The 21,761-nt window shown below is 70.0% G+C and carries 20 protein-coding genes and 1 riboswitch; of the genes, 11 read left to right on the forward strand and 9 right to left on the reverse strand.

Annotation, left to right across the window (positions count from 1 at the left end):
* Positions 1-55 precede the first annotated feature (55 nt).
* The 6 genes from C8N38_RS13505 (at position 56) to C8N38_RS13530 (ending at position 7,166) form a co-directional block, all read left to right on the forward strand.
* Complete coding sequence (locus tag C8N38_RS13505; protein ID WP_108027698.1) at positions 56-940, forward strand: LysR family transcriptional regulator; 885 nt, start codon at positions 56-58, stop codon at positions 938-940.
* Between the two features lie 84 nt (positions 941-1,024).
* A complete protein-coding gene (locus C8N38_RS13510) occupies positions 1,025-1,489 on the forward strand; it encodes a formate dehydrogenase subunit gamma (protein WP_108027699.1) in 465 nt (154 codons plus the stop codon).
* Positions 1,486-3,000, forward strand: coding sequence for an NADH-ubiquinone oxidoreductase-F iron-sulfur binding region domain-containing protein (locus C8N38_RS13515; protein WP_108027700.1), 1,515 nt, complete (start codon positions 1,486-1,488; stop codon positions 2,998-3,000). Before C8N38_RS13510 ends, C8N38_RS13515 begins: the two co-directional genes overlap by 4 nt.
* Positions 3,001-3,259: 259 nt before the next feature.
* Positions 3,260-6,130: a formate dehydrogenase subunit alpha gene (gene fdhF / locus C8N38_RS13520; RefSeq protein WP_108027701.1), complete on the forward strand. Its 2,871-nt coding sequence runs from the start codon at positions 3,260-3,262 to the stop codon at positions 6,128-6,130.
* Positions 6,131-6,136: 6 nt separating this feature from the next.
* Positions 6,137-6,955: a formate dehydrogenase accessory sulfurtransferase FdhD gene (gene fdhD / locus C8N38_RS13525; protein ID WP_108027702.1), complete on the forward strand. Its 819-nt coding sequence runs from the start codon at positions 6,137-6,139 to the stop codon at positions 6,953-6,955.
* Positions 6,945-7,166, forward strand: a complete 222-nt coding sequence (locus C8N38_RS13530; protein WP_108027703.1) for a formate dehydrogenase subunit delta — start codon at positions 6,945-6,947, stop codon at positions 7,164-7,166. Before fdhD ends, C8N38_RS13530 begins: the two co-directional genes overlap by 11 nt.
* A 25-nt stretch (positions 7,167-7,191) precedes the next feature.
* On the opposite strand, the gene C8N38_RS13535 is transcribed toward C8N38_RS13530, so the two are convergent.
* The 9 genes from C8N38_RS13535 to C8N38_RS13575 all read right to left on the reverse strand — a co-directional run bounded on the left by C8N38_RS13535 (position 7,192) and on the right by C8N38_RS13575 (position 15,515).
* Positions 7,192-8,022: an energy transducer TonB family protein gene (locus C8N38_RS13535; protein ID WP_108027704.1), complete on the reverse strand. Its 831-nt coding sequence runs from the start codon at positions 8,020-8,022 to the stop codon at positions 7,192-7,194.
* Entirely contained in the window at positions 8,019-8,405 is a 387-nt protein-coding gene (locus C8N38_RS13540) for an ExbD/TolR family protein (RefSeq protein ID WP_108027705.1), read from the reverse strand. Before C8N38_RS13540 ends, C8N38_RS13535 begins: the two co-directional genes overlap by 4 nt.
* 4 nt (positions 8,406-8,409) lie before the next feature.
* Complete coding sequence (locus C8N38_RS13545; protein ID WP_108027706.1) at positions 8,410-8,793, reverse strand: ExbD/TolR family protein; 384 nt, start codon at positions 8,791-8,793, stop codon at positions 8,410-8,412.
* Positions 8,793-9,416, reverse strand: a complete 624-nt coding sequence (locus C8N38_RS13550) for a MotA/TolQ/ExbB proton channel family protein (RefSeq protein WP_108027707.1) — start codon at positions 9,414-9,416, stop codon at positions 8,793-8,795. The genes C8N38_RS13545 and C8N38_RS13550 overlap by 1 nt, the downstream gene beginning before the upstream one ends.
* 34 nt (positions 9,417-9,450) lie before the next feature.
* Positions 9,451-10,209 carry an ABC transporter ATP-binding protein gene (locus tag C8N38_RS13555; RefSeq protein ID WP_108027708.1) on the reverse strand — a complete coding sequence of 253 codons (759 nt, stop codon included), beginning with the start codon at positions 10,207-10,209 and terminating at the stop codon, positions 9,451-9,453.
* A complete protein-coding gene (locus tag C8N38_RS13560; protein WP_108027709.1) occupies positions 10,206-11,198 on the reverse strand; it encodes a FecCD family ABC transporter permease in 993 nt (330 codons plus the stop codon). Before C8N38_RS13560 ends, C8N38_RS13555 begins: the two co-directional genes overlap by 4 nt.
* 169 nt (positions 11,199-11,367) lie before the next feature.
* Positions 11,368-11,567, reverse strand: a riboswitch (cobalamin riboswitch).
* Between the two features lie 39 nt (positions 11,568-11,606).
* Positions 11,607-11,996: a Cu(I)-responsive transcriptional regulator gene (cueR, locus tag C8N38_RS13565; protein ID WP_108027710.1), complete on the reverse strand. Its 390-nt coding sequence runs from the start codon at positions 11,994-11,996 to the stop codon at positions 11,607-11,609.
* Positions 11,993-14,434, reverse strand: coding sequence for a heavy metal translocating P-type ATPase (locus C8N38_RS13570; RefSeq protein ID WP_108027711.1), 2,442 nt, complete (start codon positions 14,432-14,434; stop codon positions 11,993-11,995). The genes cueR and C8N38_RS13570 overlap by 4 nt, the downstream gene beginning before the upstream one ends.
* Before the next feature lie 154 nt (positions 14,435-14,588).
* Positions 14,589-15,515 (reverse strand): LysR family transcriptional regulator, encoded by a 927-nt coding sequence (locus C8N38_RS13575; protein ID WP_108027712.1) that lies wholly within the window; start codon positions 15,513-15,515, stop codon positions 14,589-14,591.
* A 110-nt stretch (positions 15,516-15,625) separates the two neighbouring features.
* Between C8N38_RS13575 and C8N38_RS13580 the strand changes: the two genes are divergently transcribed.
* The 5 genes from C8N38_RS13580 to C8N38_RS13600 are packed head-to-tail and all read left to right on the forward strand — an operon-like array spanning position 15,626 to position 21,754.
* A complete protein-coding gene (locus tag C8N38_RS13580; RefSeq protein ID WP_108027713.1) occupies positions 15,626-16,633 on the forward strand; it encodes a class 1 fructose-bisphosphatase in 1,008 nt (335 codons plus the stop codon).
* Positions 16,634-16,650: 17 nt separating this feature from the next.
* On the forward strand, positions 16,651-17,523 hold the full coding sequence (locus C8N38_RS13585; protein ID WP_108027714.1) for a phosphoribulokinase: 873 nt from the start codon (positions 16,651-16,653) through the stop codon (positions 17,521-17,523).
* A 12-nt stretch (positions 17,524-17,535) separates the two neighbouring features.
* Positions 17,536-19,527: a transketolase gene (gene tkt / locus C8N38_RS13590; protein WP_108027715.1), complete on the forward strand. Its 1,992-nt coding sequence runs from the start codon at positions 17,536-17,538 to the stop codon at positions 19,525-19,527.
* Positions 19,528-19,544: 17 nt separating this feature from the next.
* Complete coding sequence (gene gap / locus C8N38_RS13595; RefSeq protein WP_075786459.1) at positions 19,545-20,546, forward strand: type I glyceraldehyde-3-phosphate dehydrogenase; 1,002 nt, start codon at positions 19,545-19,547, stop codon at positions 20,544-20,546.
* On the forward strand, positions 20,546-21,754 hold the full coding sequence (locus C8N38_RS13600; RefSeq protein WP_108027716.1) for a phosphoglycerate kinase: 1,209 nt from the start codon (positions 20,546-20,548) through the stop codon (positions 21,752-21,754). The genes gap and C8N38_RS13600 overlap by 1 nt, the downstream gene beginning before the upstream one ends.
* The last annotated feature ends 7 nt before the right edge of the window (positions 21,755-21,761 follow it).

Genomic DNA, 21,761 nt, shown 5'->3' on the forward strand with positions numbered 1-21,761 from the left:
TAAGGCCCTTTGCCGCGCCCGCCGTCCGGTGCAGTCTGGCGCCGGGAGGGGAGCGATGATCGACAAGCTCGAGATGTTCATTGCGCTTGCGCGCGAGCGTCATTTCGGCCGTGCGGCCGAGGCCTGCGGGGTGACCCAGCCCACGCTTTCGGCCGCAATCAAGCAGTTGGAGGAACAGCTTGGGGTTCTTCTGGTCTGGCGCGGCTCGCGCTTCGGGGGGCTGACACCCGAGGGCGCACGGGTGCTGGAACGCGCCCGGGTGATCGTCGCCGACACGCGCGCGCTGCGCGAAGAGATGCGCACCGCCAAGCGCGGGCTCTCGGGCGATCTGCGGCTGGCGGCGGTACCGACCGCTTTGGCCGCGATCACCGCGCTGACCGGCCCTTTGACGTTGCGTCACCCGAATTTGCGAATCACCGTCTTCTCGCGAAACTCGGCGGCCATCGTGCAGATGCTGGACGATCTGCAGGTCGATGCGGGAATCACCTATCTCGAAAACGAGCCGCTCGGTCGGGTCGCCACCGTCCCGCTTTATGCCGAGCATTACAATCTGGTGATGCGCGCCGATCATCCGCTGGCCGGGCGCGAGGCGGTACCCTGGGCCGAGGCCGCGTCCGAGCCTTTGTGCCTGCTGACCCCCGACATGCAGAACCGCCGGATCGTCGACCGCCACATGGCCGAAGCCGGCGCCGTGGCCCGGGCGCGGCTTGAATCGAATTCCCTGCTGGCGCTCATCGCCCATGTGCAGGCCTCGGGCTGGGTCACGATCCTGCCCTTGCGCAGCGCCCAGCCGTTTCTGGGCACCGGATCGCTGGTCGCGGTGCCGCTGACCGAGCCCGTGGCCGAGCATGTCGTCGGGCTGATCGCGCCCCATCGCGAACCGATGACGCCGGTGCTCGATGCCCTGATGGAGGCCGCGCGCAAGGCGGCTTTTCAATAGAATATCTCTATCGCCCGACGAATCGCGGGCATTGATCCCCTTGGGGCCGAGTCGGCACACTATGGCATGCAAAGGGAGGACTGCATGACCACCGACATCATCGCGCGATGCCGCGTCATCGCCGCGGCCCATGCGCATCTGGACGGCCCGCTGCTGCCCGTGCTGCATGCCGTGCAGGAAAGCTTCGGCCATGTGCCGGTCGTGGCCTATCCGGCGCTGGCCGAGGAACTGGGCCTGAGTGCAGCCGAGATCCATGGCGTGGTCAGCTTCTACCCCGACTTTCGGACCGAGCCCGGCGGCCGCCGGGTGCTGCGCGTCTGCCGGGCCGAGGCCTGCCAGGCGATGGGCGCGGCCGCGCTGGGCGAGGATCTGAAGGCGCGGCTTGGGGTCGAGTGGCACGGCACGACCGAAGATGGCGCGGTGACGCTGGAACCGGCCTATTGCCTGGGCCTCTGCGCCTGCGCGCCCGCGGCGCTGGTCGATGACCGCCCGGTGGGCCGGGTCACGGCCGACCGGCTGGAACGCCTCGCGCGGGAGGGATCGGCATGAGCCTCACGCTGTATCTGCCGCTCGACGCGGCCGCCCTGGCGCTGGGCGCCGACGAGGTCGCCGCTGCCCTGCAGGCCGAGGCCCGGGCGCGCGGGCTCGATTTGGTGCTGAAACGCACCGGCACGCGCGGCATGGTCTGGCTGGAGCCGCTGCTGGAAATCGAGGAAGACGGCGTGCGCATGGGCTTCGGCCCGCTCGGCCCCGCCGATGTGCCCGCGCTTTTCGACGGGGCCTTCGAGGATCACCCGAAAGCGCTTGGCCCGGTCGAACAGATCCCCTTCTTCGCCCGCCAGACGCGCCTCGCCTTCGCCCGCTGCGGCATCGTCGAGCCTCTGGATCTCGACGCCTATCGCGCCCATGGCGGGATGAAGGGGCTGGAACGGGCGATGACGATGACGCCCGAAGAGATCGTGGCCGAGATCACCGCCTCGGGCCTGCGCGGCCGAGGCGGCGCGGGCTTTCCGACCGGCATCAAGTGGCAGACCGTGCTCGAGGCCGAGGGCGCGCGCAAGGCCGTGGTCTGCAATGCCGACGAGGGCGACAGCGGCACATTTGCCGACCGGATGCTGATCGAGGGCGATCCGTTCTGCCTGATCGAGGGCATGGCGATCTGCGCCCGCGCGGTCGGTGCCGACCGGGGCTATGTCTACATGCGCTCGGAATATCCTCAGGCGATCGCGATGCTCGACGCCTCGCTGCGCGTCGCGCGCGAGGCGGGCATTCTGGGCGATCACTTCGACATCGAGGACCGGGTCGGCGCCGGGTCCTATGTCTGCGGCGAGGAAACCGCGCTTCTGAACTCGATGGAAGGCAAGCGCGGCATCGTGCGCCCCAAGCCGCCCCTGCCCGCCCATAAGGGCTTCATGGGGCGGCCGACCGTCGTCAACAACCTGATCACGCTGGCCTCTGTCCCGGCGATCCTGTCGGAAGGGGCCGAGCATTACCGCTCCTTCGGGCTGGGCCGCTCGCTTGGCACCGTGCCGCTGCAGATCGCGGGCAATGTCAGGTATGGGGGGCTTTTCGAGGCGGCCTTCGGCATGACCATCGGCGAACTCGTCGAGGGTGTGTGCGGCGGCACCGCCTCGGGCCGTCCGGTGAAGGCGGTGCAGATCGGCGGGCCGCTCGGCGCCTATTTCCCCCGGTCTCTTTTCGACACGCCGCTGGGCTATGAGGAATGCGACGCGGCGGGCGGGCTGATCGGCCATGCCGGGCTCGTGGTCTTCGACGATACGGTCGAGATGGGCGCGATGGCGCGCTTTGCCATGGAATTCTGCGCGGTCGAGAGCTGCGGCACCTGCACCCCCTGCCGGATCGGCGCGGTCCGGGGCATGGAGACCATCGACCGCATCCTCGCGGGCGATCCGGCCGCGCCCGCGATCCTGGCCGATCTGTGCGAGACGATGCGCGCGGGCTCGCTTTGTGCGCTGGGGGGCTTCACCCCCTACCCTGTGGAAAGCGCGCTGAGGCATTTCCCCGAGGATTTCGGCGGGGCACGGGAGGCGGCGGAATGATCGTGTCCGAAGTGCCTTCGATGGCACAACGCTCCGCCGTCCTGTCCCGAGGTGCCCAACCCTCTGGCCCGGGCGACCAGCCCGGGCCGCGTCCGATCCTCCCCAAGGGAGGGCGCATTGCAACGTTTCACGCAGTGGAACGCGTGGCAGCGGATTGCACCATGAATCGCGCCGCTCTTCTGTCAGGCGACGCCCTCCCAGGATCGGGCGCGTCCCTTTTCGCATCGCATGACCAATCCGCCAGCCCGGAGGCCAGCAGATGAAAGACTTCATCCTTCCCGATGCCGATTTCGGCACCCCCGCCCGCCGGTCCGACAAGACCGTGACGCTGACCATCGACGGCATGGACGTGACCGTGCCCGAGGGCACCTCGGTCATGCGCGCCGCCGCCATGGCCGGGATCGAGATCCCCAAGCTTTGCGCCACCGACAGCCTTGAACCCATCGGGTCCTGCCGGCTTTGCATGGTCGAGATCGAGGGTCGCCGCGGCACCCCCGCCTCCTGCACCACGCCCGCCGCGGACGGCATGGAGGTGCATACCCAGACGCCCAAGCTTGCGAAGCTGCGGCGCGGGGTGATGGAGCTTTACATCTCGGACCACCCGCTTGACTGCCTGACCTGTGCGGCCAATGGCGATTGCCAGTTGCAGGACATGGCGGGTGCCGTGGGGCTGCGCGAGGTGCGCTATACCCCCGGCGCCAACCATTTCCAGACCCGGCAGAATGGCGAGGCGAACCCGCGCTTCGAGGCCAAGGATACCTCGAACCCCTATTTCACCTATGATCCGGCGAAATGCATCGCCTGCTTCCGCTGCGTGCGGGCCTGCGAAGAGGTGCAGGGCACCTTCGCGCTGACCGTCGAGGGGCGCGGCTTCGAGGCGCGGATCGCCTCGGGCACCAGTGATTTCCTGAATTCCGACTGCGTCAGCTGCGGCGCCTGCGTGCAGGCCTGCCCGACCGCGACCCTGCAGGAAAACGCGGTGATCGAGCATGGCACGCCCGACCGCGCCATCGTCACCACCTGCGCCTATTGCGGTGTCGGCTGTTCCCTCCGGGCCGAGATGAAGGGCGACCGGCTGATCCGCATGGTGCCCTGGAAGGACGGCAAGGCCAATCGCGGCCACAGCTGCGTCAAGGGCCGCTTTGCCTTCGGCTATGCCGCCCATCCCGACCGCATCCGGAACCCGATGATCCGCGAAACCATCGACCAGCCCTGGCGCGAGGTCTCGTGGGACGAGGCGCTGGCCTTCACCGCGCAAAGGCTGCGCGCGATCCAGGCCGAAAGCGGCACCGGCGCCATCGGCGGTATCACCTCGTCGCGCTGCACCAACGAGGAGACCTTCCTCGTGCAGAAGCTGATCCGGCAGGTCTTCGGCAACAACAATGTCGATACCTGCGCGCGGGTCTGCCATTCGCCCACGGGCTATGGCCTCAAGACCACCTTCGGCACCTCGGCGGGCACGCAGGATTTCGACAGCGTCGAGGCGGCCGATGTGGTGCTGGTGATCGGCGCCAACCCGACCGACGGGCATCCGGTCTTTGCCTCGCGGCTGAAGAAGCGGCTGCGGCAGGGTGCGAAACTGATCGTGGCCGATCCGCGCCGGATCGATCTGGTGAAGGGTCCGCATGTGCAGGCCGCCCATCATCTGGCGCTGCGGCCGGGGACCAATGTGGCGCTTCTGACTGCCATGGCCCATGTGATCGTCACCGAAGGGCTGACCGACAGCGCCTTCATCACTGAGCGTTGCGATGCCGAGGCCTTCGCCGACTGGGCCGCCTTCGTCTCGGAAGAGCATCTGAGCCCAGAAGCGACCGAGGCGCTGACGGGCGTTCCGGCCGATCAGGTGCGGCAGGCCGCACGGCTTTACGCCACGGGCGGCAATGCCGCGATCTATTACGGGCTGGGGGTGACCGAACACAGCCAGGGCTCGACCACCGTCATGGCGATCGCGAATCTTGCGATGGCGACGGGCAATATCGGGCGGCCGGGCGTTGGCGTGAACCCGCTGCGCGGCCAGAACAACGTGCAGGGGTCCTGCGACATGGGCAGCTTCCCGCATGAGCTGCCGGGCTACCGCCATGTCCATGACGCCGAGGCGCGCGGGGTGTTCGAGCGGCTCTGGAACGTAACGATCTCGGACGAGCCGGGGCTGCGCATCCCCAACATGCTGGACGCCGCCGTCGATGGCAGCTTCCGCGGGCTGTACGTGCAAGGCGAGGACATCCTGCAATCGGACCCCGACACCAAGCATGTGGCCGCCGGGCTCGCGGCGATGGATTGCGTGATCGTCCACGATCTTTTCCTGAACGAGACCGCGAATTACGCCCATGTTTTCCTGCCGGGATCGAGCTTTCTGGAAAAGGACGGCACCTTCACCAATGCCGAACGGCGGCTGAACCGGGTCCGCCGGGTGATGGCGCCCATGACCGGGCTGGCCGACTGGGAGGTCACCATGGCGCTCGCCAATGCCATGGGGGCGGGCTGGGACTATGCCCACCCGTCCGAGATCATGGACGAGATCGCCGCCACGACGCCCAGCTTCGCGGGCGTGAGCTACGATCTGCTCGAGCGCGAGGGCTCGGTGCAATGGCCCTGCAACGCGGCCGCCCCCCTGGGCACGCCGGTCATGCACGAGGCGGGCTTCGTGCGCGGCAAGGGGCTGTTCGTCATTACCGATTATGTGCCGACCGACGAGCGCACCGGCCCGCGCTTCCCGCTTCTGCTGACGACGGGGCGCATTCTCAGCCAGTACAATGTGGGCGCCCAGACCCGGCGCACCGCCAATACCGCCTGGCATGGCGAGGACCGGCTGGAGATCCACCCCCATGACGCCGAGACTCGGGGCATCGCCGAGGGCGACTGGGTGCGGCTGGCCTCGCGCTCGGGCGAGACCTCGCTGAGGGCGACCCTGACCGACCGCGTCAGCCCGGGCGTCGTCTACACCACCTTCCACCACCCCGAGACACAGGCCAATGTGGTGACCTCGGACTATTCCGACTGGGCCACCAACTGCCCCGAATACAAGGTGACGGCGGTGCAGGTGGCGCTGTCGAACGGGCCGTCGGACTGGCAGGAGGATTACGCCGCCCAGGCCCGCGCCGCGCGCCGCATCCTGCCCGCGGCGGAATAGGCCCCGATGCGGCCCTGGACAACATCGCAGGTGCAGAGCCTCGGCCCCGACGGGGCCGCGCCCGACATCCGGCGGCTGGCAGAGGAGGTGCCGGTCGCGCTGTGCTATGACGGCACCACCCATGCGGTGATGCTGGCCAGCCCCGCCGATCTTGACGATTTCGCGCTGGGCTTCTCGCTGACCGAAGGCATCGTCGCGCGCCCCGACCAGATCGCGCGGATCGAGCGCGCCGACCATGACGAGGGGATCGAGCTGCGGATCTGGCTGGCGCCCGGGCTGGGCGCGCGGCTGGCCGGGCGGCGCCGCCGCATGGCGGGGCCGGTCGGTTGCGGGCTTTGCGGTGTCGAAAGCCTTGCCGAAGCAAGCCGTCCGCTGCCGGTGCTGCCGCCGGACGGGCTGTGCCTGACGCCGCCCGAGATCGCCGGGGCGATGACCGCGCTGAGCCTCGGTCAGGAGTTGCACGGCGCGACGCGGGCGGCCCATGCGGCGGGGTTCTGGACCCGCGCGGAGGGGCTGGTCGCGCTGTGCGAGGATGTCGGGCGGCACAATGCGCTCGACAAGCTGGTGGGACGGCTGGCGCGGATGGGGCGCGACGCCTCGGGCGGCGCGATCCTGCTGACCTCGCGGGTCTCGATCGAGCTGGTGCAGAAGGCGGTTCTTGCCCGGGCACCGGCGCTGATCGCCGTCTCGGCGCCGACCGCCCGCGCCGTCGCCGCAGCAGACGCCGCAGAGCTGACGCTCATCGCCCGGGCGCGCGGTCCGAGTTTCGACATTCACACCCATGCCCGGCGGATCGCTGCGGAGGAGATGCCCCATGACCCCTGACAAACTGGCCTATATGGCCAATCAGATCGCGACCGCCTTTGCCCGCCTGCCCGATGACGAGGCCGAGGCCGCCATCGCCGCCCATATCGACCAGTTCTGGGACCCGCGCATGCGGGCGCGGCTGCTGAGCCTGGCCGAAAGCCCGAATACCGGGCTTTCCGACCGGGCGCGTGGCGCGGCGGCGCTGATCCGGCGGCCCGAGACCGCCTGAGGGCTCCGTCCGGATCGGGCGGGCGCTAGCCCTGCCACTCGAACCTCAGCGGCAGGGTGAAGCTGTAGCGCGCGGCCGCGAGCCCCCGGGGCGCGGGCGGGAACCGGCCGGCGCGGCGCACCGCCGCCAGCGCGGCCTCGTCGAGGCGCGGGTCGCCCGCGCTTTGGACCAGGCGGGCCGAGACCAGCTGCCCGTCGCGCGCCAGCACCAGCTCGATCAGCGCCCGGCCGCTGGCCCGCGTGCCGCGCGGATAGCGGTGGCTGCGATCGACCCGCGCCAGAATCCGCGCGCCCCATTCGGCCTGCAGCGACGAGGCCCGGGCGGGCGTCAGCGTCGGCGCGCCGCCAGTGGCCCCCGCCCCGGCCTCGGCGGCCTCCGCCCGGCCCCGCGCCACCTGCGCCGCGCGCGCCTCCGAGGGCGGCGCGGGCCGGGCGGCCCTCGCCGGACGGGCTTCGGGCCTAAGCGTCGGCGCCGGGTCCGGCACGCGCCGGGGCTCGACTGTCTCGGGGGGCGCGGGCAGGTCGGCCTCGGAGCGCGGCTCGGCAAGCTTCGGCAGGGCCGGACGCGGCGTCGCAGCGCTGAGCGGCTCGGCACGCGGGACGCTTTTGGGCTCTGGCTCTGGCTCTGGCGCGGGCAGGCCCGCAAGCTCGGTCTCGGGCGCCGGGGCCTCGGTCCAGTCCTCGGCAAGCCTGGCATAGGACGCAGGCGCCGCCGCCAGCGTCACCAGCGCGTCGCCCCCCGGGCCGCCCTCGGCCCCGGCAACGCCCCCCTGCGGCGGCCGCGCCAGCGCGAAGGCCCCGACATGGAGCGCCAGCGCCAGCGGCACGAAGGCCAGAAGCTCGCCCGCCCGTTTCATCGCGGCACCGTCACCAGCCGCAACGGGCCGCGCCCCTCGGCCGTCAGCCGCGCGGCAATACGTGCCAGCGCCGCCGCCTCGACCCCGGCATCGGCCCGGATCACCAGCGGCCCGGCGCCCACGGGACGGGCGGCGAGCGCCGCAAAGACCGCCTCGCCCCTAAGATCGCCGAAGGCCAGATCGCCCGCGGCCGACAGGTGCAACATGTCACCCGTGGCGGGCTCGGCCGCGTCCGCCTGCGGCGGCGCGGTCTCGAAGGGCGCGGGCGGCACCAGCCGCGCGCTCATCAGAAAGAAGATCAGCAAAAGGAAGACGACATTGATCATCGGCACGATGCTTTCGCCCTGCCTGCGCTGCCGGTCGTCCGCGCCGAAGTCGAACATCGCCCTACTCCACCAGCATGAGCCCCGCGACCCCGGCCCGGCCGAGCGCGTCCATCGCATCGACCAGCGCCTGCAGATCGGCCCCGTCCCGGGCGCGCAGCAGGACCGGATCGCCCGGCGCGGGCGTGATCCGCGCCAGCTCTGTGGCGATCGCATCGGGCGCCATCGCCTGCCCGTTCAGCGAGAGCCCGTCCGGGCGCACCTCGATCAGCCTTGGCGGCCCCTGCCAGTCGCCCGCGCCGCCGCCTTGTGCCGCGACGATCCCGATCCCCGCCTCGGGGCCGAAGCGGGCGGCGATCATGAAGAAGACAAGCAGCAGGAAGACCACGTCGATCATCGGCGTGAGGCTCGGGCGGCGTGGCGGCCGGGGCGTGTCGAAGCTGAACATCAGCCCGCCTCCGCCGCAAGGAACAGCCGGGTCGCGAGGTCTTCCATGTCGGCGCGGGCGCTGTCGGCCACGGATTCGAACCAGCTGAGCGAGACCGCCGCCGGGATTGCCACCGCCATGCCGGCGGCCGTGGTCAGAAGCGCCTCCCAGATGCCGCCCGCCAGATCGGCCGGGTCGGCCGCCGAGCCCGCCGCTTGCAGCGCCTGGAACGCATCGATCATGCCCAGAACCGTGCCGAGAAGACCCAGAAGCGGCGCGATCACCGCGATCAGTTCCAGTGCCCGAAGCCCCGCGCGCGCCTCGACCAGCAGGCGCCGGGCGACGCGGGTGGTTTCCTCGCGCGCCTTCGCCTCGGGCAGGCCCAGCGCCAGCGCCCCAATGGCCGCGCGGACCAGCCGGGCGCGCAGCCCGACGCGGCCCGCAACCGCCTCGGCCGCCGCTTCGCGCGCGCCCTCCTGCCAGAGCCGCACCGCGCGTTCGGCCCGGGCGCCCGCGAAGGCGCCCATCCGCGCGAGGCCCCAGAGCTTCCAGAGGATCAGGCTGAGCGTCGCGACCGACAGGCCCGCGATGGCCCACATCGCCGCGCCGCCGGTGTGAAGGAAGGACAGGATCGGGTCGATCATGCGGCAGGCTCCTCGGCCGGGCGTGAATTGGGGGTCATCGCACCACCTCGAGCGGCTGGAAGACCGGGCCGTCGGGGGTCTCGGCCAGATAGGCGCGCAGCCCGAAGACCTCGGCCAGATTGGCCTCGCTCAGCACCGCGCGGGGCGGGCCGTCGGCCACCAGACGGCCGCGATGCATCAGCAGGAGCCGGGTGCAGAACCGGACCGCCAGCCCCAGATCGTGGAGCGAGACCATCACCAGGCGGCCTTCGGCGGCAAGGCGCGCGAACAGCGCCATGGTGGTAAACTGATGCGCCGGGTCGAGCCCGGCAATGGGTTCGTCGGCCATCAGCACCGGCGCCTCCTGCGCCAGCGCCCGGGCGATCAGCACCCGCGCCTGTTCGCCCCCAGACAGCTCGGTCGCGCAGCGCGTGGCGAAACCGCCAAGTTCGAGGCGGGCCATCGCGGCGTCAACGGCGGCACGGTCGGCAGGTCCGGGACGCTGGCCCGGCCCCAGATGCGGCGTGCGGCCAAGCGCGACCAGGGTCTCGACGCTGACCGGCCAGGCGATCTCGCGCGTTTGCGGCAGCCAGGCGGCGGTGCGGGCACGCTCGGGCGCGGGGAGGCGCGCGAGGCTCGATGTGCCCTTGTGCGGCAGAAGGCCGAGGGCTGCGCGCATCAATGTGGTCTTGCCCGCGCCATTGGGACCGACAAGGCCCACGCAGTCGCCCGGCGACAGCCGTGCGGTGACATCGTCGACCACAGGGCAGGCGCCGCGCCGGACGGTCAGATGCGAAAGCTCAAGCCCGGTCATGCGCCCGCCTCCGCCCGGGTGCGGTAGATCAGCCGGATGAACAGCGGCGCGCCGATCAGTGCTGTGACGACGCCCAGCTTGAGATCGCGGTCGGGCAGAACCAGCCGCACGCCGATATCGGCGGCCAGCAGAAGGGCCGCGCCGCCCAGCGCCGAGGCCGCCAGCAGCCGCCCGGGCCGGGCGCCCACCAGCGGGCGCAGCAGATGCGGCACGATCAGACCGACAAAGCCGATGGCGCCCGCGACCGCCACCCCCGCGCCCACCGAGGCCGCGACACCCAGGACCAGCGCGAGGCGCATCCGCCCGAGCCGGATGCCCAGCGCCGCCGCCGCATCCTCGCCCAGCGTCAGGGCATCGAGCCCGCGGCCGAGCCCGGCCAGCATCAACCAGCCCAGAAGCGTCAGCGGCAGCGCCAGCCAGACATGGGTGAAGGACCGGTCGGCCAGCGAGCCCATCAGCCAGAACACGATATCGGCCGTGGCGTAAGGATTGGGCGAGAGGTTCAGCACCAGTTGCGTCAGCGCGCCCGCCAGCGCCGAAAGGGCGATGCCCGCGAGGATCAGCGTGAAGGCCCCGCCGCGGGGTCCGGCCAGAAGCAGCAGCAGCGAGACGGCGATCAGCGCGCCGGTCAGAGCCGAAGCGGGAAGCGCCAGCACATGCGCCGAGGCAAGCCCCGTCTGCAGCGCCAGTACCGCGCCCAGCGCGGCGCTCGACGAGACGCCGATCAGGCCGGGCTCGGCCAGCGGGTTGCGCATGTAGCCCTGCAGCGCCGCGCCCGAGAGCCCGAGGCTCGCGCCCACCAGCACGGCCAGGATCGCGCGGGGCAGCCGGATCTCGCGCATGACCAGCACCGCCGCCTCGCCGCGCCCGGCCAGCAGCGCCGAGAGGCTGTCGCCGACCGACAGTCCCGCCGGGCCGATCAGCAGCGACAGCCCGAAAAGCGCCACCACCAGCAGCGCAAGCGCCCAGAAGAGCCCCTGCCCCCTCATGCGCGCGCTCCGTCTCGGTCGGCCGGTCTTGTCTCCGGATCGTTCATCGCCCTGCCTTCCCTGCCCTTGCGGGCGGTCCGGGGCGCGGCAGGATCGGGCCAGCCCCCCGGACGGTGATCTGTCTCACCGCTGCGGTCTGGCCGCTCCGGGGCGCACCCCGCGCCCGGAAAGGGTGATCGTCGCTTCGGCAGGTCTCCTGGCTTGCGGGTCTTCGCTTGGCTGGCCTTCCCGGGACAGGCCCAGTGGCGTCTGTCAGCCGCGCTCTCCGCCTACAGTTGCGGGGGCAGCCGCGGAGTTGCCCTTGCGGGGGCGCACCGCGTTCCCTTTTCTCCGGCCTTGCGGGCCGGAACCGAAGTCGCTCCTGCCTAGCCCATCGGCGCGCATTGTCAAAGCCCAATTGCGGGCGGCTCAGGGCTCTCCGGCCAGCCCCTTGAGGATCGGGCAGTCGGGACGATGATCGCCCGCGCAGGCCGCCATCAGATCGGCAAGCGTCGCCCGCATCGCCTGCAGCTCCAGGATCTTGGCATCGATCTGCGCCAGATGGGTGCGGGCGATCTCTTTCACATCGGCGCTGGCCCGGTCCTTGTCGGTATAAAGCGCCAGAAGCGCCCGGCATTCCTCGATCGAGAAGCCGAGCGACCGCGCCCGGCCCAGAAAGGTCAGGTTGTGCAGGTCGGTTTCCGAGAAATGCCGGTAGCCATTGGCGCCCCGGGCCGGACGGATCAGGCCGATCTCCTCGTAATAGCGGATGGTCTTGGCGGGCAGGCCCGTCGCCTTCGAGATGTCGCCGATATTCATGACCGGGCCTCCAGCGGCCCGAGCCCGCGCAGCCGAAGCGCGTTCGACAGCACGAAGAGGCTCGAGCAGGCCATCGCCCCCGCCGCCAGCATCGGCGACAGCATGAGCCCGTTCAGCGGATAAAGCACCCCCGCCGCAACCGGGATCAGCGCAACGTTATAGGCGAAGGCCCAGAACAGGTTCTGGCGGATATTGGCCAGCGTCCGGCGGCTGACATGGAGCGCGTTGACGACGCCCTGCGGATCGCCCGACATCAGCACCACGTCGCCCGCCTCGATGGCGACATCGGTGCCGGTGCCGATGGCAAGCCCCACATCGGCCGCAGCCAGCGCGGGCGCGTCGTTGAGCCCGTCGCCGACGAAGGCGACGGGGCCCTCGGCGCGGAGCCCCTGCAGCGCCTCGACCTTGCCGCCGGGCAGAACGCCTGCCACCACATGGCCGATGCCAAGCTCGGCCGCGACGGCGCGCGCGGTCGGCTCGGTATCGCCGGTGATCAGCGCGGTCGCGACACCCATCCGGTGCAGCCCCGCGATCGCCGCGCGCGCCGAGGGCTTGATCGGGTCGGCCAGCGCCAGCACCCCCGCCGCACGCCCGTCGAGGGCCACGAAAACGGGCGTTGCCCCCGTGGCGGCCAGCGTCGCCGCCTCGGCCTCGAGGGGGCCAAGCGCGATGCCCTCGCGCGCCATCAGCCGTTCGGCGCCCACCAGGACATCACGGCCGCCGACCCGGCCCCTGACGCCGAAACCGGGCAACGCCTCGACGCCCTCGGCCTCGGGATGATCTGGCGCGGCGGCCAGGATGGCGCGGGCCAGCGGATGCTCCGATCGGGCCTCGAGCGCGGCGGCCGCGGCCAGGACCTCGCCGCGATCAAAGCCCTCGGCCAGCCGCGCTTCGGTCAGTTCGGGGCGGCCCTCGGTCAGGGTGCCGGTCTTGTCGAAGGCGACCGTCGCGACGCCCGACAGGCTTTGCAACGCATCGCCCTTGCGGAAGAGAACCCCCATTTCGGCGGCGCGGCCCGTGCCCACCATCACCGAGGTCGGCGTGGCCAGCCCCATGGCGCAGGGACAGGCGACGATCAGCACCGAGACGCCCGCGACCAATGCGAGGCCCAGCGCCGGGTCGGGCCCGACGATCAGCCAGACAGCCACGGTCAGCGCGGCGGCGGCCAGGACGGCGGGCACGAAGATGCCGGTGATCCGGTCGGCCAGCGCCTGCACCGGCAGCTTGGCGCCCTGCGCCGTCTCGACCATCGCCACGATCTGGGCCAGCGCGGTCTCGCGGCCGACCCGGGTGGCGCGGAACCTCAGCGCGGCCGCGCCATTGACGGTGCCGCCGGTGACCGCGTCGCCGGGCGCCTTGTCGGCGGGCATCGGCTCGCCGGTCAGCATCGATTCGTCGACCGGCCCCTGCCCCTCGACGATCTCGCCATCGGTAGGGATGCGCTCGCCGGGGCGGACCTCGATCAGATCGCCGGGGGCAAGCAGCTCGACGGGCCGGTCCTCGAGACCCGTTTCAGTGACGACCCGGGCGCTGTGCGGTTGCAGCCCCATCAGATGCCGGATCGCCTCGCCGGTGCGGCCCCGGGCGCGGGCCTCGAGGGTGCGGCCGATCAGGATCAGGGTGACGATGACCGCCGCGGCCTCGAAATAGACATGGGCCGTTCCGGCGGGCAGCAGGCTGGGCGCGAAGGTCGCGAGCGTGGAATAGCCCCAGGCCGCGCCGGTGCCGAGCGCGACCAGCGCGTTCATGTCGGGCGCGCCCTTCAGCAGGAGCGGCACGCCCTTCAGGAAGAAGGACCGGCCCGGACCGGCGAGGATCGCGGTGGTCAGCAGGAACGAAACGACGCGCAGCCCGGTTTCCGAGACGATCCCGGCCAGCGCCTCGCGGGCGCCGGGGATCACGTGACCGCCCATTTCCAGAAGCACCACGGGCAGCGCCAGCAGACCCGCGATCCAGGCCCGGCGAGCGAGCTTGCGGGCCTCGGCGGCCTGGGCCGCGCCGGGTTCGGGCCGCGCCTCGGCGGTCAGCGGGGTCGCCGGATAGCCTGCCTCGGTCACCGCGCGGGCCAGCGCACGGGCATCGGCCAGGCCCTCGGCGGCGGTCACGCGGGCCTGACCGGTCGCGAGGTTCATCGCCGCCGACAGAACCCCGGGCTGGGCCAGCAGCGTGCGCTCGATCCGGCCGGTGCAGGAGGCACAGGTCGCGCCCTCGACGTTGAGCGAGATGTCGGTCCGGGCGACGCCGAAGCCCGCCCCCTCGACCGCCCCGATCAGCGGCGCGGGCGGACCGGAATGCTCGACCTCGGCGGTGCCGGTCGCGAGGTTGACCCGGGCGGCCTCGACCTCGGGCAGCTCGGTCAGGGCGCGCTCGACCCGCCGCACGCAGCCCGCGCAATGCAGCCCTTCGAGCTTCAGCCTGGTGGTGGTGATCGCGGTCATGACAGCCTCCGTGCAGCGTCCGTCGGATTGGATGCCCCTCAGATAGGGCCTCCAGTCGCTGGAAGGTCAAGGGCCCTGCCGCGCTTTGTCAGGGAAACCGACCGCCTGGGGGCTCGCGCGAATTTTCTGCGAAAATTCGGGGCCGGAGACCGGCCTATCGCGGCAGGAACGCGCCCTGGCGGCCCACAATGTAGCCGTGGATGCGCCGACCGGCCGCGCTGAGCGCGGTATCGCTGCGATGGACCAGGAACCACTGCCGCACCAGCGGCAGCGCGGGGGCGTCCAGTTCGACCAGCCGCCCGGCGGCCAGTTCCTCGACCACCGTGTGACGCGAGATCAGCGCGATCCCGAGCCCCGCCATCACCGCCTGCTTGATGGTCTCGTTGCTTTCCAGCTCGATCACCCGTTGCGGACGCCCCTTGCCCAGCCGCTCGATGAACCGATCCATCAGGACGCGGGTTCCGGACTCCACCTCGCGCGCGAGAAAGGTTTCGGCCAGCACCCGTTCGGCCGCGATCCGCTCCTGCCCGGCCAGCGGGTGATCGGGCGGCGCGATCAGCACATGGGGATGCGGTCCCAGCACCGTCGCATGCACTTCGGGCACCCGGGGCGGCCGCCCCATGATCGCGATATCGACGCTTGCCGCCTGCAGCGCCGTCACCACCATTTCGCGCGAGCCCACCCGCAGGATCACGTCGATCTCGGCAAAGGCGCGGTGCAGCTCGGCCACCAGGCGCGGCGCAAAATACTTGGCGGTGGCGACGACGCCCAGCGTCACCATCCCCTCCATCCCCTCGTTGAGCGCGCGCACATGATCGACGCAGGCCTCGAGCGCGGTCTCGATCGCGCGCGCGCCCACCAGAACCGCCTCGCCCTGGCGCGTGAGTCGCGCCACGCCCTGGGGGCCGCGATCGACCAGGCGGGCGCCGAAATTCTCTTCGAGCTGGCGCAGCTGGGTATGGACGGCCGGGGTCGTCAGGTGGATCGACTCGGCCGCCGCCGTCAGGGTCCCGTGCTCGGCCACGGCACGCAACGCCCTGAGTTGCTTGAAGGTTACCGCTTCGGGTCGGAGTGTCGACATGAGGTTTTCAAAAAAATCTAACACAGGTTCCGCGTTTTTAAATTCTCCACCATGCCGTCATCCTTTAGCAACCGGTATCGACAACGCGTCGCCAGATTCGGGAGAAATTTATGCAACGAGAAAATCCGATCCGGGATTTGCAGCATATCCCCGCCGCACTTCAGCCCATCCTGAACGCGCTCTGCGAGGTCGGCATCGACCTGTCGCGGGTGATCCAGCGCGGGCCGCTGGGCGGCGCGCTGGGGGCCGCGGTCGGCGAAAACCTGGGCGGCGACACCCAGAAGGCGCTGGACCTGATGGCCGACGACGCCTTCTGCGAACGTCTCAAGACCGCCAATGTCCGCTTCTATGCCTCGGAAGAACAGGACGTCGTGGCCGAGCTTGACCCCGCGGGCGCCTATGCCGTTGCCATCGACCCGCTCGACGGGTCCTCGAACATCGACGTCAACGTCTCGATAGGCACGATCTTCTCGATCTTCGAGGCGGCCGCGACCGGCGATGCCAGCGTGCTGCGCCCGGCCAGCGAACAGATCGGCGCGGGCTACATCATCTACGGGCCGCAGACGATGCTGGTCTGCACCTTCGGCAAGGGCACCCAGGAATACCTTCTGGACCCCGACAGCAAGCAGTTCGTGCTGGTGGCCGAGGCCGTGAAGGTGCCCGACACCTCGCGCGAATTCGCCATCAACGCCTCGAACTACCGGCACTGGTCGCGGCCGATCCGGGCCTATATCGACGATTGCCTCGCCGGCGAGGAAGGCCCGCGCGCCTCGAACTTCAACATGCGCTGGGTCGCCTCGCTGGTGGCCGAAACCCACCGGATCCTGACCCGGGGCGGCGTCTTCCTGTACCCCGGCGATGCCCGCAAGGGCTACGAGCGCGGCCGTCTGCGGATGGTCTATGAATGCGCGCCCATCGCCTTCGTGATCCAGCAGGCCGGCGGGCTCGCGACCGACGCGCAGGACCCGATCCTGGGCAAGACCGCCGAAAGCCTGCATGCCCGCACGCCGTTCGTCTTCGGCTCGACCGACAAGGTCAGCCGCATCGCCGCCTATCACGACCTGCCGGACGAAGAGGTCAATGCCCTGTTCGGCAATCGCGGCCTGTTCCGCGTCTGAGTTCCTGGAGGACAGTCATGAGCAAGAAGCATCCGATCATCTCCGTTACCGGCTCCTCCGGGGCAGGCACCTCGACGGTCAAGCACACCTTCGACCAGATCTTCCGCCGCGAGGGCGTGAACGCGGTCTCGATCGAGGGCGACGCCTTCCACCGCTTCAACCGTAAGGACATGAAGTCCGAGCTCGACCGCCAATACGCGGGCGGCAATGTCGGCTTCAGCCATTTCAGCTATGAGGCGAACGAGCTGAAGGAGCTGGAAAAGGTCTTCAGCCAGTATGCCGAGACCGGCACCGGCCGCACCCGCCACTATGTGCACGATGCCGACGAGGCCGAGAAATACGGCGTGCCTCCGGGCGAGTTCACCGACTGGGCGCCGTTCGAGGACGGGTCGGACCTGCTGTTCTACGAGGGCCTGCACGGCTCGGTCGTCAATGACGAGGTCAACATCGCCCAGCACGCCGATCTCAAGATCGGGGTGGTGCCGGTGATCAACCTCGAATGGATCCAGAAGATCCACCGCGACAAGGAAAAGCGCGGCTACACCACCGAGGCCATTACCGACGTGATCCTGCGCCGGATGTATGCCTATGTGCATTGCATCTGCCCGCAATTCACCCAGACCGACATCAACTTCCAGCGCGTGCCCGTGGTCGACACCTCGAACCCCTTCGTCGCCCGCTGGATCCCCACCCCCGACGAAAGCCTCGTCGTGATCCGGTTCCGCAACCCGCGCGGCATCGACTTTTCCTACCTGGTCTCGATGATCCACGGGTCCTGGATGAGCCGCGCCAACTCGATCGTGATCCCGGGCGGCAAGCTCGACCTCGCGATGCAGCTTATCCTGACGCCGATGATCAATCGCCTCGTCTCCGAATCGAAACGCGCCTGAGGAGGGTTCCGAATGAACGCGCCCACCAAGATCGACACCAGCGCCGAAGCGCTGATGGCCACCGCCATCCGGGTCCTGACCATGGATGCGGTGCAAGCCGCCAATTCGGGCCATCCGGGCATGCCGATGGGCATGGCCGACGTGGCCGCGGTGCTCTTCAACCGGTTCATGCAGATCGACCCATCCTGCCCGAAATGGCCCGACCGCGACCGCTTTGTGCTGTCGGCGGGGCACGGGTCCATGCTGGTCTATTCGATCAACCACATGCTGGGCTACGCCGACATGGACATGGACCAGATCCGCAGCTTCCGGCAATGGGGCGCCCGCACGGCGGGCCATCCGGAATACGGCCATGCCGACGGGATCGAGACCACGACCGGCCCGCTGGGTCAGGGCATCACCACCGCGGTCGGCATGGCGCTGGCCGAACGGATGCATAATGCGCGCTTCGGCGACGATCTGGTCGATCACTACACCTACGTGATCGCGGGCGACGGCTGCCTGATGGAAGGCATCAGCCACGAGGCCATCGACATGGCCGGGCACTGGCAGCTGGGCCGGATGATCGTGCTGTGGGACGACAACAAGATCACCATCGACGGCTCGACCGAGCTGTCGACCTCGGTCGACCAGAAGGCGCGGTTCGCCGCCGCCGGCTGGCATGTGCAGGAGGTCGACGGTCACGACCGCGAGGCCATCGCCGCCGCCATCGAGGCCGCGCGCAAGGACCCGCGCCCGTCGCTGATCGACTGCAAGACGGTGATCGGTCAGGGCGCGCCCAACAAGGCGGGCAGCCACAAGGTTCATGGCGCGCCGCTGGGGGCCGAGGAAATCGCCGCGACCCGCACCGCGCTGGGCTGGGCCCACGAGGCTTTCACCCTGCCGAAGGACGTCTATGCCGCCTGGCAGGCGGTTGCCGCGCGCGGCCGTCAGGCTCGCGAGGGCTGGGAGGCGCGTCTGCTGTGCAACGAGCATGGCGGCGCCTTCGAGAAATCGCTGGCCAGGCCCGACAAGGTGGCCATGGCCGAGGCCATCGCGGCCTACAAGCAGAAGCTTTCGGCCGATGCGCCTAAGGTCGCGACCCGGAAAGCGTCGGAAATGGCGCTGGAGGTCGTGAACGCGACCCTGCCCAATTCCATCGGCGGCTCGGCCGACCTGACGGGCTCGAACCTGACGCTGACCAAGGGCATGGCGCCGGTCAGCAAGGACAATTACGGCGGCACCTACATCCATTACGGCATCCGCGAATTCGGCATGTCGGCGGCGATGAACGGGATCGCGCTCCACGGGGGCTTCTTCCCCTATGGCGGCACCTTCCTCGTCTTTGCCGACTATGCGCGGCCCGCGATCCGGCTGTCGGCGCTGATGGGGCTGCCGGTCGCCTATGTCATGACCCATGACTCGATCGGTCTGGGCGAGGATGGCCCGACCCACCAGCCGGTGGAACATCTGGCGAGCCTGCGCGCCATGCCCAACCTCAACGTCTTCCGGCCCGCCGATGTGGTCGAGACCGCCGAGGCCTGGGAAATCGCCGCGACCTCGGAGAGGACCCCGAGCCTGCTGGCGCTGTCGCGCCAGAACCTGCCCTGCCTGCGGACCGAGCACCGGATCGAGAACCTGACCGCCAAGGGCGCCTATGTGCTGCGCGAGCCCGAGGGCGGACGCGACGTGACGCTGATCGCCACCGGCTCGGAAGTCGAGATCGCGATGAATGCGGCCGACGAGCTGGCGCGCCAGGACGTCAAGGCGGCCGTTGTCTCTGCCCCCTGTTTCGAGCTATTCGCAGCACAGGACGAGGCCTACCGTGCCTCCGTCCTCGGCGACGCACCCCGGGTCGGGGTCGAGGCTGCCGTGGAACAGGGCTGGGCGCCGCTTCTGGGCGCCAGATCCGCCTTCGTGGGCATGACCGGCTTCGGCGCCTCGGCGCCGGCAGACGACCTTTACAAGCATTTCGGCATCACCGCCGAAGCCGTGGCCGCCGCCGCGAAGAAACTGATCAGGTAAGACAAGAAGGGTGGAAGATGACAGTTAAGGTAGCAATCAACGGCTTCGGCCGGATCGGGCGCAACGTGCTGCGGGCGATCGTTGAATCGGGCCGCACCGATATCGAGGTCGTCGCGATCAACGATCTGGGCCCGGTCGAGACCAACGCCCACCTGATGCGCTACGACAGCGTTCACGGCCGCTTCCCCGGCACCGTGACCGTGAGCGGCGACACCATCGACGTGGGCCGCGGCCCGATCAAGGTGACCGCGATCCGCGACCCCAAGGAGCTGCCCTGGGGCGATGTCGATGTGGCGCTGGAATGCACGGGCATCTTTACCGCCCGCGACAAGGCCGCGATCCATCTGGAAAACGGCTCGAAGCGGGTGCTGATCTCGGCGCCGGGCGCCGGGGCCGACAAGACCATCGTCTATGGCGTGAACCATGACGTGCTGACCAAGGACGATCTGGTCGTCTCGAACGCCTCCTGCACGACGAACTGCCTGTCGCCGGTCGCCAAGGCCCTGAACGATGCCATCGGCATCACCCGCGGCTTCATGACCACGATCCACAGCTACACCGGCGACCAGCCGACGCTGGACACGATGCACAAGGATCTCTATCGCGCCCGCGCCGCGGCGATGTCGATGATCCCGACCTCGACCGGGGCCGCCAAGGCCGTGGGTCTCGTGCTGCCGGAACTGAACGGCAAGCTCGACGGCGTCGCGATCCGGGTGCCGACGCCGAACGTCTCGGTCGTCGATCTGGTCTTCGAGGCCTCGAAGGCGACCACCGTCGACGAGGTCAACGCGGCCATCCGGGCGGCGGCCGACGGTCCGATGAAGGGCATTCTCGGCTATACCGACGAGAAACTGGTCTCGTCGGACTTCAACCACGACCCGCATTCCTCGGTCTTCCACATGGACCAGACCAAGGTGATGGACGGCACCATGGTCCGCATCCTGACCTGGTATGACAACGAATGGGGCTTCTCCAACCGGATGGCGGATACCGCCGTGGCCATGGGGGCCCTGATCTGATGGCGCCGACGCCCCTGACATCGCTGGATGTTTCGGGCAGACGCCTGGCGGTCCGGGCGGATCTGAACGTTCCGCTCGGCCCCGACGGGGTGGGCGATGCCACGCGCATCGCCCGGTTCGCCAGGGGCATGAAACCGCTTCTGGCACAAGGCGCGCGGCTGGTGGTTCTCAGCCATCTCGGCCGTCCCGAGGGCGAGTTGACCCCGGCCCTGTCGCTGGAACGGGTCAAGGGCGCACTGGCCGATGCCCTGGAGGCGCCTGTGCGCTTCATCGACACCTGCGCGGGCCCCATGGCCGAGCGCGCCAGCCTCGCGCTGGCCCCGGGCGAGGTTCTGCTGTGCGAGAACCTGCGCTTCGAGCGCGGCGAGGAAGTGAACGACCCGCGGCTCGGGGCGGATCTGGCCCGGCTGGGCGACATCTATGTCAACGATGCCTTTTCCTGCTGTCACCGGCTGCATGCCTCGACCACGGCGGCGGTCGACGCCGCCGAGACGGTCGCCGCCGGACCGCTGCTGCTGGAAGAGCTGGCCCAGCTCGACCGGGCGCTCGATACCCCGCTCTCGCCCTCGGTGGCGCTGGTCGGCGGGCGCTCGATGGCCGAACGGCTGGGGCTTCTGAAACGGCTGGTGGCCAAGATCGACACCGTCCTGCTGGGGGGCGGGCTGGCCAATACCTTCCTGTTCGCGCGCGGCTACAGCATCGGCAAGTCGTTCTGCGAACCCGAACTGGCCGACGAGATCCTCGAGATCGCGGCGCTGGCCGAGGTCGCGGGCTGCAGGATCGTGATGCCCAGGGACTTCGTCGTCGACGGGCTGCAACATGCGGGCCAGCATGCCTATCCGGTGCCGCTGGGCGGCATCCGCCCGAACCGCCGGGTCTACGATCTGGGACCCGATACGGTCGAGCTGTATCGCGGCCTCCTGCGCACGGCCCGCACCATCGTCTGGAACGGGCCGATGGGCACCTACGAAACCCCGCCCTTCGACGGCGCGACCCGGGCACTGGCCGAAACCGTGGCCGAACAGACCCGGGCCGGGATCTGCGTGTCGGTCGCGGGCGGCGGGGACACGCTGGTCGCGCTGAACCGCTCGGGCCTCGCCCATGATTTCACCTATGTCTCCACCGCCGGTGGAGCATTCCTCGAATGGCTGGAGGGGCGGCCGCTCCCCGGTCTCGAAGCCCTCGAACGCGCCCAGCGCGCAGACTGACGGAGAT

It is taken from the genome of Rhodovulum kholense, assembly GCF_003053725.1.
GTDB lineage: Bacteria > Pseudomonadota > Alphaproteobacteria > Rhodobacterales > Rhodobacteraceae > Rhodovulum > Rhodovulum kholense.

Coding starts and splice junctions, on each gene's coding strand:
- C8N38_RS13510 (WP_108027699.1), top strand. CDS start 1,025: ATGACCACCGACATCATCGCGCGATGCCGCGTCATCGCCGCGGCCCAT.
- C8N38_RS13535 (WP_108027704.1), bottom strand. CDS start 8,022: ATGAAACGGGCGGGCGAGCTTCTGGCCTTCGTGCCGCTGGCGCTGGCG.
- C8N38_RS13545 (WP_108027706.1), bottom strand. CDS start 8,793: ATGTTCAGCTTCGACACGCCCCGGCCGCCACGCCGCCCGAGCCTCACG.
- gap (WP_075786459.1), top strand. CDS start 19,545: ATGACAGTTAAGGTAGCAATCAACGGCTTCGGCCGGATCGGGCGCAAC.
- fdhD (WP_108027702.1), top strand. CDS start 6,137: ATGCGGCCCTGGACAACATCGCAGGTGCAGAGCCTCGGCCCCGACGGG.
- C8N38_RS13530 (WP_108027703.1), top strand. CDS start 6,945: ATGACCCCTGACAAACTGGCCTATATGGCCAATCAGATCGCGACCGCC.
- tkt (WP_108027715.1), top strand. CDS start 17,536: ATGAACGCGCCCACCAAGATCGACACCAGCGCCGAAGCGCTGATGGCC.
- C8N38_RS13580 (WP_108027713.1), top strand. CDS start 15,626: ATGCAACGAGAAAATCCGATCCGGGATTTGCAGCATATCCCCGCCGCA.
- C8N38_RS13570 (WP_108027711.1), bottom strand. CDS start 14,434: ATGACCGCGATCACCACCACCAGGCTGAAGCTCGAAGGGCTGCATTGC.
- C8N38_RS13505 (WP_108027698.1), top strand. CDS start 56: ATGATCGACAAGCTCGAGATGTTCATTGCGCTTGCGCGCGAGCGTCAT.
- C8N38_RS13550 (WP_108027707.1), bottom strand. CDS start 9,416: ATGATCGACCCGATCCTGTCCTTCCTTCACACCGGCGGCGCGGCGATG.
- C8N38_RS13515 (WP_108027700.1), top strand. CDS start 1,486: ATGAGCCTCACGCTGTATCTGCCGCTCGACGCGGCCGCCCTGGCGCTG.
- C8N38_RS13600 (WP_108027716.1), top strand. CDS start 20,546: ATGGCGCCGACGCCCCTGACATCGCTGGATGTTTCGGGCAGACGCCTG.
- C8N38_RS13575 (WP_108027712.1), bottom strand. CDS start 15,515: ATGTCGACACTCCGACCCGAAGCGGTAACCTTCAAGCAACTCAGGGCG.
- C8N38_RS13585 (WP_108027714.1), top strand. CDS start 16,651: ATGAGCAAGAAGCATCCGATCATCTCCGTTACCGGCTCCTCCGGGGCA.
- C8N38_RS13555 (WP_108027708.1), bottom strand. CDS start 10,209: ATGACCGGGCTTGAGCTTTCGCATCTGACCGTCCGGCGCGGCGCCTGC.
- C8N38_RS13540 (WP_108027705.1), bottom strand. CDS start 8,405: ATGTTCGACTTCGGCGCGGACGACCGGCAGCGCAGGCAGGGCGAAAGC.
- fdhF (WP_108027701.1), top strand. CDS start 3,260: ATGAAAGACTTCATCCTTCCCGATGCCGATTTCGGCACCCCCGCCCGC.
- C8N38_RS13560 (WP_108027709.1), bottom strand. CDS start 11,198: ATGAGGGGGCAGGGGCTCTTCTGGGCGCTTGCGCTGCTGGTGGTGGCG.
- cueR (WP_108027710.1), bottom strand. CDS start 11,996: ATGAATATCGGCGACATCTCGAAGGCGACGGGCCTGCCCGCCAAGACC.